General features: G+C 36.6%; 10 protein-coding genes, 1 riboswitch and 1 other annotated feature. Of the genes, 5 read left to right on the top strand and 5 right to left on the bottom strand.

Translation table 11 applies throughout. The features are described 5' to 3' along the window. Positions 1-136: 136 nt before the first annotated feature. The 3 genes from QE109_RS17150 (at position 137) to QE109_RS17140 (ending at position 4,373) form a co-directional block, all read left to right on the top strand. Complete coding sequence (locus tag QE109_RS17150; protein ID WP_281095773.1) at positions 137-3,556, top strand: hypothetical protein; 3,420 nt, start codon at positions 137-139, stop codon at positions 3,554-3,556. A 95-nt stretch (positions 3,557-3,651) separates the two neighbouring features. Further along, positions 3,652-3,740: riboswitch (SAM riboswitch) on the top strand. Positions 3,741-3,818: 78 nt separating this feature from the next. Then, complete coding sequence (locus tag QE109_RS17145) at positions 3,819-4,124, top strand: hypothetical protein (protein ID WP_281095772.1); 306 nt, start codon at positions 3,819-3,821, stop codon at positions 4,122-4,124. 33 nt (positions 4,125-4,157) lie between these two features. Next, on the top strand, positions 4,158-4,373 hold the full coding sequence (locus tag QE109_RS17140) for a YdbC family protein (RefSeq protein WP_281095771.1): 216 nt from the start codon (positions 4,158-4,160) through the stop codon (positions 4,371-4,373). 98 nt (positions 4,374-4,471) lie between these two features. Here QE109_RS17140 and QE109_RS17135 read toward each other — a convergent pair whose 3' ends face one another. From QE109_RS17135 to QE109_RS17115, 5 genes are all read right to left on the bottom strand, one after another. Next, positions 4,472-6,256 (bottom strand): alanine--tRNA ligase, encoded by a 1,785-nt coding sequence (locus QE109_RS17135; RefSeq protein WP_281095770.1) that lies wholly within the window; start codon positions 6,254-6,256, stop codon positions 4,472-4,474. 107 nt (positions 6,257-6,363) lie between these two features. Continuing rightward, positions 6,364-6,601 (bottom strand) — a binding site (T-box leader). A 115-nt stretch (positions 6,602-6,716) separates the two neighbouring features. Then, complete coding sequence (locus tag QE109_RS17130; protein ID WP_281095769.1) at positions 6,717-8,570, bottom strand: ABC transporter ATP-binding protein; 1,854 nt, start codon at positions 8,568-8,570, stop codon at positions 6,717-6,719. Continuing rightward, entirely contained in the window at positions 8,560-10,404 is a 1,845-nt protein-coding gene (locus tag QE109_RS17125) for an ABC transporter ATP-binding protein (protein ID WP_281095768.1), read from the bottom strand. The genes QE109_RS17130 and QE109_RS17125 overlap by 11 nt, the downstream gene beginning before the upstream one ends. Before the next feature lie 121 nt (positions 10,405-10,525). Then, positions 10,526-11,722 (bottom strand): sensor histidine kinase, encoded by a 1,197-nt coding sequence (locus QE109_RS17120; RefSeq protein ID WP_281095767.1) that lies wholly within the window; start codon positions 11,720-11,722, stop codon positions 10,526-10,528. After that, positions 11,722-12,435: a LytR/AlgR family response regulator transcription factor gene (locus tag QE109_RS17115; protein WP_281095766.1), complete on the bottom strand. Its 714-nt coding sequence runs from the start codon at positions 12,433-12,435 to the stop codon at positions 11,722-11,724. The genes QE109_RS17120 and QE109_RS17115 overlap by 1 nt, the downstream gene beginning before the upstream one ends. 276 nt (positions 12,436-12,711) lie before the next feature. Here QE109_RS17115 and QE109_RS17110 point away from each other — a divergent pair, with 276 nt between their 5' ends. Continuing rightward, positions 12,712-12,921, top strand: coding sequence for a helix-turn-helix transcriptional regulator (locus QE109_RS17110; RefSeq protein WP_281095765.1), 210 nt, complete (start codon positions 12,712-12,714; stop codon positions 12,919-12,921). Next, positions 12,914-13,390: a hypothetical protein gene (locus QE109_RS17105; protein ID WP_281095764.1), complete on the top strand. Its 477-nt coding sequence runs from the start codon at positions 12,914-12,916 to the stop codon at positions 13,388-13,390. The genes QE109_RS17110 and QE109_RS17105 overlap by 8 nt, the downstream gene beginning before the upstream one ends. The last annotated feature ends 19 nt before the right edge of the window (positions 13,391-13,409 follow it).

The following is a 13,409-nucleotide window of genomic DNA, read 5'->3' as shown; positions in this document are numbered from 1 at the left end:
GACCCAACAAAATCAAAATTGATTTTGCTGGAGTCCATTTTTTACTTTGGGGCTATTTTGCAACAGCACCTTTTATTAAATACCCAGCTACAAAAGTATCGTAAGAAATATTAACAATGTCTGGAGAGGATTAATTATGAAAGATACCAATTTATATCTTGGTAACACGCTTTTATCCTCAGATGAAACTGAGGTTTCGTTTGAAACAATCAAAATTAACAATGATACGTTCTTTAAAATAGAAAATTTTAATGAAATGTCTCCTTTTTTCATGACAATTGTCAGTGATGTGGATTTCTGGTTATTTGTATCTAGTACAGGCGGGTTAACAGCAGGACGTAAAACACCTGAAACTGCATTGTTTCCATACTATACTGATGATAAGATTCATGACAGTAATGAAACGACAGGATCGCATACAGTTTTGATTGTTAATGATGGTAACAAAAATTACTTGTGGCAACCATTTTCAAAGCACAACTCAAATGTCTATAAGATCAAAAGAAATCTTTATAAAAACACGATTGGCAACAAGATCATGTTTGAAGAAATAAACCAAGATTTGAATTTAACATTTAGATATACATGGAAAACTAGCGATAAATATGGTTTTATAAAAGCATCTGAACTAATGAACGATTCTAAGAAAACAGTAGCGATCAAACTGTTAGATGGAATTCGAAATATACTACCGTATGGTGTCGATACTTTAAGTCAAGCAACTAGAAGTACGCTTGTAGATGGCTATAAACGTTGCGAACTAAATGCTGACTATGGAATGGGGATCTTCACTTTAAGTTCGATTATATCTGATAAAGCTGAACCAAGTGAAGCTTTGAAAGCAACGACAGTTTGGTCAAAGGGGTTAGAGCAACCTACTTATTTGCTTTCAGAACAGCAGGTTTCAGCTTTTGAAAAAAACAAAATGATTGATACTGAATTTGATGTAAAAGGTAGAAGAGGCGCTTTCTATATATCGAGCACTATCGAGCTTGGTGAACGCGCAGCAAAAGAATGGGTGATTGTATCAGAACTTAACCAAACAGCTGCTAAAATCGAGTCGCTCATGAAAGAGATTGACGATGATGCGATCCTCATAAACCTAGAAAAAGATGTGTTAAAGGGTGATGAGAATCTCAAAAGGTTAGTTTTTGAAGCTGATGGTTTTCAAATGACTGGAAATGCCAATACAATTTATCGCCATTTTTCAAATACACTTTATAATATCATGCGCGGAGGGATCTATGCTGCTGGGTATGATATTGAAACGAGAGACTTAAAGCAGTTTATCAACAATTGGAATAAAGAAGCTTACGTTAAGCATTTTGAGTATCTAAATGCACTTCCTGAAGTGATAAATTATTTTGAATTGCTTAGACTTGTTGAAATGCAGAAAGATTCTGATTTGGAAAGACTGGTTCGTGAATACCTTCCGTTGACTTATTCAAGACGCCATGGCGATCCAAGTAGACCTTGGAACAAATTTAATATCGAAGTTACTAAGGAAAATGGAGAGAAGAACCTAAATTTTGAAGGAAATTGGAGAGACATCTTCCAAAACTGGGAAGCTTTATCACTTTCATATCCAGGTTACATCGAAAGCATCATCTCAAAATTTGTAAATGCATCTACTGCAGATGGCTATAACCCATATCGCATCACCAAAGAAGGTGTTGATTGGGAAGAATTAGATTCAGCAGACCCATGGTCAAACATCGGATACTGGGGCGATCATCAAGTTATATATCTGTTAAAATTAATGGAGTTATCAAAAAAATATAGACCGGATGAACTTAAATCGCTACTCAACAAAGAAATCTTTGTGTATGCAAATGTGCCTTATAAAATTAAAGGCTTAGATGACCTTTTAAAAGATCCTAAAAATACAATTATTTTTGATGATGCATGTGCTGAACTGATTGATAAAAGAGTTGCTAAAATTGGTTCTGATGGAAAACTTGTATTTGTAAAAGATGAACTCTATCATGTTAATTTGATGGAAAAGCTTTTAGTGGTATTACTTTCTAAGCTGTCAAATTTCATCCCAAAAGGTGGTATATGGATGAATACACAGCGACCAGAGTGGAATGATGCAAACAATGCACTTGTAGGTAATGGGATCTCTATGGTTACGCTATATTACCTCTATAGATATCTAGACTTTGTAAGTGATTTGCTAGAAAATATAGAAGATGACGTAATGGTATCTGTTGAAGTTAGCGCAATGTTCAATGGTATTTTCAAGGTGTTCAGTGAGAGCTTGAAGTATTTGGGTGCAGCCTTAAGTGACGAAATGCGTTTTGACATTGTATCAAAATTAGGTAGAATTGGTGAAACTTATCGTCAAGCTATTTATACTGAAGGATTTTCAGGCGAAAAAGAAGGTCTTTCAATAGATGCATTAAAAGCATTTACTAAAATTGCACAATCTCACTTAAAAGATACAATTGATGCAAATAAGCGAGAAGATGGTTTATACCACGCTTACAACTTAGCGAAGTTTGGTAAAAACACGTGCAGTATTTCTTATTTATATGAGATGCTGGAAGGACAAGTTGCGGTACTAAGTTCAAAAGCGCTTGATTCAAAAGAAGCGTTAAGTGTCTTAAAAGCTTTAAGAGAAAGTGCTATTTATCGCGAAGACCAGAACAGCTTTATGCTTTATCCGGTTCGTGAACTTTCAAAATTCATGGATAAAAATATTATTCCAACGGAGATGGTTTTATCATCGGATATCCTTAAAGCTGAACTTGAGAAAGGGTTCACTAGGTTTATAGAAAAGGATGTAAGGGGCAGGTATCATTTTAATGGTGAATTTAGAAACGGTAATGAAATCATGGAGGCAATTCTTAAAACTAAGGAGTATCCTGAAAAAGATGTCTTAGTGGTGGGTGAGATCTTCGCTGAATTATTTAATCACCATTCCTTTACAGGACGTTCTGGTACTTTTTATAAGTATGAGGGTTTAGGTTGTATTTACTGGCATATGGTTTCCAAGCTTGTACTTGCTGCAGAAGAAAACTTCCATATAGCAAATTTACAGGATGCTCAAAGTGAAGATGTTGAAAAGTTAGCAGCTTACTTCCATGAGCTGAAAGCGGGGATTGGTGTCGAAAAATCACCAGTTGATTATGGTGCTTTTCCAACAGATGCATATTCTCATACACCAGGCTTTGCTGGCGTTCAGCAACCTGGGATGACAGGACAAGTAAAAGAAGATATTATCTCTAGATTTGGTGAGCTAGGTGTAAACATCACTGGCGGAGAAATCTGTTTTAACCCTCGTTTGTTAGCTAAGGATGAGATGTTAGATCAAAAAACCAAGTGGGACTTACCATCTGGCATGATCACACTGGAAGAAAAACAACTAGGATTTACGATATGTTCAGTTCCGATTATCTATGAACAAAATAATTATCAGGCAATAACGATTTGCTATAATAATGGAGATAAATATACTTTTGAAAACATAATGAAGCTCAATAAAGAAATCAGTCAAAGTATCTTTAACCGCGATGGTAAAATAGAGAAAATCATAGTAAGAGTAAAATTATAAAGATGAATGCGCAAATTAAGTTTTGCGCATTTTTTTTAAAGTCACAATTGCAAATACATAGTGATATTGATATAATAATGAAGTAAATTAAATATTTCTTATCAAGAGTGCCGGTAGAGAGTTAGCTCAGTGACCGCACACCAACCTGCAATATGCAAGGTGGTAATGCTAACAACGATGAGGGGATAATGATAGCTCCTTCAAGGGCTTTTTTTATTGCCGTAATTTCTTGATACGAAAATAAAATGAAGGAGGAACGAATATGTATGAAAACTATAACCAAGATTTAAGGGTAAGGGGTGGCGTCGGATTTTCATCAGCAATGTTTCGATTTACTGCACACCCAAGGAAGTACTGTAGCAGTTTAGGGTACAGTCGTTTGAAAAAACTAGGTTTAAATGAGGTATTCGAAATCTTTTGCACGGAATCGTTCTTTATAATTGCAAAGGAAGGCAAACCGATGATAATCAAAGACTATTATTTTGTAGAATCAAAAAGACAAGAAGGTGTCTATGCCTTTGAGGATTGGCTTGAAACAGAAGCAAATTCAATGAATAATGTGGTATAGTAATGATACTAAACGATAAAGGAGACAACGAATATGGCAGAAATTAAGTATGAAATTATAGAAACGATTGGCGTTTTATCTGAAAATAACAAGGGATGGTCCAAAGAACTGAATCTAATCTCATGGAACGATAGAGAAGCAAAGTACGATATCAGAGAATGGTCGCCTGACCATGATAAGATGGGCAAGGGTGTGACGATTTCTAAAGAAGAGATGGAGAAGCTTAAGGAACTATTGAAGGGATTTTAGTGTATGTTCGCTACAGTTAAGGCAGAACGAGAATAAACAAGAGGATACCGCATATAAGTCTTTTAAATAAGACTTTTATGCGGTATTTATTTGACCAGTTATACTTCCACCAAGCCGCCAATAACAGCTTTTATTCTCCTAACACCTGCTGAAGAACTTTGTTCCTTCAAAATCTTAAAATGCGCTAATTCTGAAGTGTTATTTGCATGAGGACCTCCGCATATTTCCATAGAGTAACCTTTAATCGTGTAGACCTTAACTTGATGATCGTACTTAGCATCAAAAACACCTATTGCGCCACTGGATTTAGCTTCATAGGCATCCATTTGGGACATTTCAACAGCAATGCATTTTGAGATTGCTTCATTTACAAATGCTTCAACGCTATCGAGTTCTTCGTTTGTCAATTTTCTATCAAAAGAAAAATCAAATCTTAACCTTTCAGAGTTTATATGACTGCCTCTTTGGTAAACGGATTCACCAAGAACATGACGAAGCCCAGCATTTAATAAGTGAGTTGCTGTGTGCAGTCTAGTACTGTTAAGACTATTATCAGATAATCCCCCTTTAAATTTACCTACGGCACCATTCCTAGATTTTTCTTGATGTTCCTTAAAGTATTTGTTGAATCCATTTATATCGACACATTTATTTTTCTCCTTTGCAAGTTCAATTGTTAGCTCAAGTGGAAAACCAAAAGTATCATACAATTTAAAAGCATATTCACCACTAAGTTCCCCTTGTGATTCAAGTTTGTTTAGAAATTGATCAGCCATTTTCAGTCCACTACTCAATGTTTTATCGAATTTGCTATATTCTTTATTTAGTTCATCTATTATGAACGGTTCTCTTTCATACACTTTCGGATAATCTTGTTTATAGCATTCATTTACAACCCTTGCGAGTTCGGGTAAAATGTTAACGGTCACGCCTAGCTGTAATATCTTCCTGATCATTCTCCGAATCAATCGTCTAAGAATATAACCTTGATCTGAATTTGACGGTACAATATTTGCTGGATCAGATAGTATAAATACCGCTGCCCTTATATGTTCTACAATAATTCTAAAACTTTTTTCTGTTGTATCGTCATATTTTTGCCCAGTTATACTTTCAAGCGAACTTATAAGTGGTAGAAATAAATCAGTTTCATAAACATTGCTTAGTCCATTTGCTAAGATCAGTAGGCGTTCTAATCCAAAACCCACATCAATATTCTTATGTTTTAATTCTGTTAATGCGCCATCTATGCCTTTGTGATAGGTCATAAAAACATTGTTTCCAAGTTCAACATATTTTCCACAATTACATGCAGGACCACAGTTTTCGCTACAAGGGGGTACATTATTTACATAAAACATTTCTGAATCCGGTCCACAAGGACCCGTTTCACCTGCAGGTCCCCACCAGTTTTCTTCGTCACCATAATAAAAGATTTGTTTTTCATCAAGTCCCATCTTATACCAGGTATTTACTGTATCCATATCTACAGGTACTGTTTCATTTCCTTTGTGAACGGTTACAGCCAACCTTTCTTTAGGAATGCCTAATACTTCAGTTAAAAATATAAAACTCATACGAATAGCTTCTTCTTTGAAATAATCGCCTAGCGACCAATTTCCAAGCATTTCAAATACTGTCAAATGATAATCATCACCAACTTCTTCAATATCACCCGTTCTGAGACAACGCTGAATATTAACAAGCCTGTTACCTTGTGGGTGCTTTCTTCCTAAAAAGTAGGGAATTAGTTGTTGCATCCCTGCTGTAGTATAGAGTACGCTTGAGTCATCTTTAGGTACAAGAGATGACGCGGCTAAATTTTCATGTCTCCTTTCTTTGTAGTATGATAGATAAACATTTCTTAATTCATTTGCTGTCATCGTCTTTTCCTTTCTTAAAAATAGTATTATAAAAAAACTTCAGGCATCGAGCCCTCAGATTCTATCACAAGGGATTTGTGAATAAAAAAACCCCTAAGCTAATAATAGCTTAGGGCGAATAAACATCCGTGGTACCACCTAATTTCAGAGAAACTCTGCACTTTATATGTACGGGTAAAAACCGATACATCTTCCTAAGATAACGGTGGACTTCCGTTGAACCCTACTATTGTTTCAGGCCCACAGCTCTGAGACTGCTTCGATAAATTCACTGTGAAGATTCACACCACCCATCTTCTCTCTGAACAGTAAAAAATATCTACTATTTCTCTTCATTGCTTTTAAATATTGATGTAATGTTAGCACCTTAATTAGTATCTGTCAATATTTACATTATATTATAATCCTAAATTCTAATTCATAGGTGATCATGTTCTAGTAGTCGCATTCCTAAAGAAGACTACGCATAATACTGTGCCTGAGCATTCCAAAGTGCTGCGTAGACACCTTTATGTTTAAGTAGAATATCGTGTGCGCCACGTTCGGTTATCGCACCATTTTCAAAGACGAGAATATCGTGACAAAACCGACAACTGCTCATACGGTGTGAGATATAGACGCTAGTCTTATCTTCAACCATTTCATCAAATCGCTTGTAAATTTCCGCTTCACTTATTGGATCAAGTGCAGCTGTGGGTTCGTCGAGAATCACAAAGGGTGCTTCCTTATAAAGAGCTCTAGCAAGTGATATTTTTTGACCTTGTCCACCACTAAGATCAATCGCTTCATTAGTTCCATTTTCAATATCTGTATCATAGCCTTTTTCAAGTCCAGATACAAAAGAGAAGGCACCTGCTTTTTTAAGGCATTTAGTCACTTTATCGCCATCAAAATTTTTAGATATAGCAATATTCTCTGCAATTGAAGCTGAAAATAGATAAAAATCTTGAAATACAACACTAAATAGTGAAAGGTATTCATCGTATTTATATTTGCGAATATCGATTCCATTTAATGTGATGACACCTTCAGTAGGATCATAGAGTCGACAAAGTAGTTTTATAAAGGTGGTTTTACCTGCCCCGTTTCTCCCTACTACAGCGAGTTTGTTTTTTAGTGTGATTTTTGCATTGATATGATGCAAGGTATCTGTTGTGCTACCTGGATATCTGAAGCTAACATCATGAAATTCAATTTCGTAGACGTTGTCGGTACGCTTTTCAATCGGTAGTGTACCTGTGTACCGTTTATTAGTGCGATCAAGATAATCAGCAAGAGGCACTAAATTTTTTGTAATTCGATTTACTTCACTTTCAGACCATACCATTTTAGAACTGGCTTGATGAAACTGCAAAAAAGCACCAGCATACTGAGTAAATGCCCCTATAGTTACCGCGTCAGTTACTACCTTTACTAAGACGAAAAAGTAGCTCACTATGGAAAAGAGACCACTTTCAATCCCTTCAGAAAGAATACGTTTACCACTGCTAATTCCCATGGATTTATAAAGGGGTAACACTTGATTCATAAAATTATCAATATTTATGTCAATCATTTTTTCCATGCCATTGACGCGAATCGTTTTGCCACTTTCAGTATCATAAAGCACATCACTAATCCAATAACCAATTTGATTTTCTACGATATAATGCTTCTCTGCGATTTGATCGTCTAATGCTTTGATTTTGACGGACTGATTTTTAGACAGCTGTAGACCAAATATCCAAGCTGCCAGAAGTGCAACTGCTGCAACAAAAGGGTTAGCAAGTCCTTTGAGTATCGTTCCACCTGTTTGTGGCTGTGTTAAACAAAATATGACGGCGAAAACAATGGCAGTTGTAGCGCTTAAAACTTGTTTCAGCAATTCGTTATAAGTGTGAACAAGGTGCCCTAATCCACCGTTATATTTAGCAGCCTCCTCTGCGTTTCGGAGTGCTCTAATTGCTTCTGAATCACTGATAATATCGTATTCTAGTTCCATTCCCTTTTTCCTAATGAGAATTTCAAGACCTGTTTGAAGAACTTTTTGACTCAATTTGGTTCGATATTGAATAAAAAGACTAATTCCCCCTATAACGAGCAGCGTTAATAGCATCCATACTACAAACCATCCTGCCTCTGTAAAGGCGCGCTCTAATAATTTGTCGATAATTCTTGCGCTAAAGACGAGTGTTACAAAAGGCATTGCCGTAGATAAGATGGCATCAATTAAACTCAGTGGAATTAAATCTCGATCAATTTGTTTCACTACATTGAGTAGTCTGAATCCTGCTTCATGTGTTTTTTTAAAGGAATGCCATCTATTAAACATCATTAAGCACCTCCTTTTTTAAATCAAATGATTCTTTATAGTACTGTGACTGAACCATAAACATCTGGGCATAATCACCTTTTAATTCAAGCAAGGTGTCATGGGTTCCGATTTCTGACAGTTTGCCATCCTTCATGAAGCACACTTTATCACAAAAGCGCGTGCTACTCAGACGGTGTGATATAAATAAACTGGTTTTACCAGTAGTAAATGCACTATATGCCTCGTACATCTCACTTTCAGCGATTGGATCTAGTGCAGCTGTCGGTTCGTCCAATATAAGAATGGGGGAGTCTTGATAAATCGCTCTTGCAAGCATCAATTTTTGTGTCTCTCCACCTGAAAGGAGAACGCCTTTTTCTGAAAGGTTATGCGTCAAATCAGAATCTATCCCATTGGAAAGCGAAGCTATTTTTTCCCATAAACCTGCTTTCCTCAAGCTTTCATTTACAATGTCTCTATTGGGTACCAAGGTACAGGATACGTTTTGTGCAATTGTTGCTGCATAGACTTTTAAATCTTGGAAAACAACAGAAAAAGCTTTGTAGTATTGCTCGCGACTTATCTTAGTTGTGTCAATGCCGTTGATAGTTATTCTACCACCGGTCGGTTGATATAGCCCACAAATCAATTTGACCAAAGTTGTTTTACCTGCACCATTTGCACCGACAAGAGCCACTTTTTCACCCGCTTTTATGGTAAGCGTAACGCCTGATATAACATTTTCGGTGGCACCGTAATAACGGTAGCTAACATTTTCAAGTTTAATTTCGTGGACACCTTTATCGAGTTGTATTTCTTTTATAGCATTATCGGGTTCGTTACCGTAGTCAAGAAAGTCTCTAAACTGCGTCACTGTATGTGTATTCGCTGAAATTTCTTGCAGCGCATTAAGTAGTTGTTGCATCCAAGTGCCGTATCCTGCGACAACACCAATCATAAGGAGCAAACTACTAACGTTGATTTGCCCCAGAATCATTTGCCTAATTAGCACATAATAGACCACGCCATCACGCAAAAAATTTATAAATAATATGAGTAAGTTTGTTTGAGTCTCAAGTTTATAGTATTTCCGAAATACCTTTTCATAGGTATCTGCAATATCGTAAAGTTTACGGCATAGCCAGTCTTTCATTTGATAGAGAATTATATCGCCTCGCGCCTCAGCAGCCATAGTCTCTTGAAAGCTTTTTTTTCTTCGCATATAAAGGCCTGTAAATCGCTTATAAATCTTGTTCCAATAACCACCTTGCATAAGACTAAGCACGCTGAATGCCACGGCAGTAAAAAACATAAAAGCGAAAAGCCATATATTGATCTTTATAACGATAAATGAGTACAAGGAAAAACCTAAAGTGTTAAGCACCACTTTGGGAAATTGAACGAGAAAAGCTTCTATACCGCGCTCATTTCCATGGTAGATGCATTCGTCAGCTGCTCGAACTTTCTCTTGACCTTCTTTACTTTCTAATGCTTCGAAGTTCATATTTAATAGATGCTGCCGCATCGGATCTGCTGCTTTAATCCTACCAAAAAAATAATTCATGAGCTGAATGTTGTCGATATAGGCTTTTGCAACAGATAAGCCTTTCATTAATAGAACATAGCCGATAATCAAGACGACAATGAACTCTATAGGGGTGTCGCTTTGAAGCAAACTTACTGCAAAACTTGGAAAGGCCATGGCAATAAAGGGAGAAAGAGCACCTAATAATATTGCAATTACATCGTGTAGATGGTATCGTTTTCCAATCCCCTCATGATAGATTCTGCTTGCGAACTGGTAATTGTTCCATATGGAGTGTGGTGGGGGAGAAGTATGTGTTTTTTGCTTCATGTCTCACGTTTCCTTTCGTATGTGATTTCTGTGTGAGTATAACAAAAAAAGTGGTAAGTCTACCACTTTTGGCACGAATTGTCCATATTGAGCACGAATTGCAGATTTAATACTAATAATACTATGGCGTGGGGATCGTAATCTCAGACGCGAAAACACCTGGCTCTTGATTGAATGAGATATATCCATTACATTTAGATACAACTGTAGCAACGCGTTTTATGCCAAGTCCATGACTTCCCATCTTTGTTGAGATAAAGTGTTGTTGCTTAAATCCTATTTCTTCTACTGAAGCATTTTGAACGGATAAATAGAGTTGATTTTTTTGCATCGCAAGATAGATTCTCATAAATCTTTTATCTGGGAGCAACTTTTCACAACTTTCTATTGCATTGTCTAATAAGTTACCCAATATCGTACATAGATCAAGATCAGAAATAAAGAGTGTATCAGGTAAAAAAGCATCACAGGTAATGTTGATTTTGTGTTGTTCTGCAAGTGTCAACTTACTATTTAAGATTGCGTCAGCCATTACATTTCCGGATTTCACATAAGTATCCACTTTACGAAGTGCTTCTTCGATGCCATCGAGATAAGTCCTTGCTTTTTCCGGTTGATTTTGATCCAAAGTCGCTTTTAATACTTGTATATGATTATGATAATCATGTCGCCAGCCTCTCATGTTTAAATAGATGGCTTGAATTTCGTGATACTGTTGGCTAAGCATGTGTTCTCTCAGTTCCTTTGTGGTAAGCCTAAAACCTTTTTCATATCCACTTAATGTCAACTCTAGTAGCATAAAAATCGCAACTGCTATGGCAAGCAATAACATTTGTGAGCTGTGGACTAGGTGCTCATCTTTGAAAACAGCACCACCATTGATTGTCAGATAAAGACTGATGGTTACCAGTAAAAGGTTTATACTCGTTACGATACTTGTATTCCAGATACTTAGGTAACCTCTTTTATAGCTAAGTTGCATAAAAAGGATTTGAGTAATACCGACAACTGCGACTACATCATTATATAGAGCGCTATTAGGGGCTAGCGTCGCCATAAGAAAAATCCACCCTCCCGCAAGAAGTGGGCGAAACCAGAATTCTACCAATAAGTCCTCTGAATAAAAATATAAGAAGATTTCGGAGGATGCAATAACTGCAATTATCCCCCATGCTGGCCAAGGAGTGAATTGGCTAAGTGTAAAGAATGTTCCCAAGACTATGACATATATAGTATTCTTAACGGGTCCTTTTAAGATTGTGTTTCCAACAAATATCGAATAAACAAAGAAACCCAACAAGATTAATTTTACACCCATTATAATTTTCCCTTTCGATAAAAGTCTAGGTATTTTTGATTGACATAAGCCCATTTTCCCCTTGCAATTGGCACTTCATAATCATTATCTAAAACAACTACTGTTTTCGTGATTTTACGAATTCGCGCGATGTTCACCAGATAAGAGCGATGTGTGAGGCAGAACCCTTTTTCTGTGAGTTCAGCTTCAAATTGACCGATGCCATTTGAAGCGGTAAGCCTCTTTTTAATTGTTTGAATCAAAGAATTATGTCGGTCGCTTTCTATGTAGAGAATATCCGTCAGATATACTTTTTCCAAAGCATTCCGCCATTCTATGAGTATAAACTCTCGATTTTTAGTACTCATGGTCTTTAGCCTGTCAAGCGATTCAAACAACTTCACTTCGCTAACTGGTTTTAACAGATAAGAGACTGCACCAACATCATATCCTTCAAAAACAAATCGCTCATAGCCCGTTACAAATAAAATCGGGATGTTGACGTCTGATTTTCGGATTTCTTTAGCGAGTTGCATACCGTTCATATTTCCTAGCTCAATATCTAAAATTAAACCATCTCCATCTGCCCATGCGTCTTTATTAAAGAGCATGGCTTCTGCACTGGTATATGCAATTAGGTCGATGTCATCTTCTCGTTCAATCGCCCAGTTTTTTATGGCTTGTTCCGCCCATAGACGTGCGTTTTTTTCATCATCACATAGGATCAGTTTCAAAAGCTCACTCCTTACATCTATTCTTTATATCTATATAAAGAGTATAGCTTTTACAATAAATTTAATCTAGTGGGAAATATTCATTTGTCAAATACGGAAAGTCACCATCAGCGCACACTTTTTTCAATATATTTACAAACCCTACAATCATTTTATTTTCATGTCCATAAATTGTCGACAAATCCAACAAAAAATGGAAAGCATACTTTACATTTCAAAATAACGTGATATACTAAAATTATGGAAAGTCAACTTTACATAAAGAGAGGTAAAGCTATGAAAAATCGTTTAGAGGAATTAAGAAAGCAAAAGGGCATCAAGCAAGAAGAACTGGCAGCTATACTGGAGGTCTCTCGCCAAACCATCGGTTCGCTAGAAAATGGCAGATACAATCCGTCTATACTCTTGGCATTTAAACTTGCACGTTATTTCGAGATTAGTATAGAAGAAATATTTATTTACGAGGAGGAAAAAGAACATGAATAATAACATTATGGACAATAAAACCGTAAATTTACAAAGTAAGCAAAAGAGAATGATTGATTATATTACTGTTTCCATAGGTTTGGCACTGTTAGTAGTTGGCCTTTATCTAATTAAGGCACTTACAGATCCAAAGGGAGTCATGCTGGCACTTCCTTACGTGGCTATAGGGATCGGCTGTGGTACTTTCGGTCACGGTATGGGTAATATCATTCAGCGTAAGGCTTTGAAAGGTCATCCTGAGATAGCAAGGCAAATCGCCATTGATCAAAACGACGAGCGTAACATCGCAGTGGGCAACCGTGCGAAGGCAAAGGCGCATGACATGATGGTATATGTGTTTGGCGCATTGATGTTAAGCTATGCACTGATGGGAGTTGGGGTACTGCCAATATTGCTTTTGGTGGGTTCATATCTGTTTGTAATTTTCTATGGTATTTATTACCGCGTCAAATATGATAAAGAGATGTAATTAACCGTTTACGCTAAAT

The organism is Fusibacter bizertensis (assembly GCF_029914245.1).
Classification (GTDB): domain Bacteria; phylum Bacillota; class Clostridia; order Peptostreptococcales; family Acidaminobacteraceae; genus Fusibacter_C; species Fusibacter_C bizertensis.
Note: the sequence above shows the minus strand (reverse complement) of the source record. Positions and strands in the feature narration are given on the sequence as shown.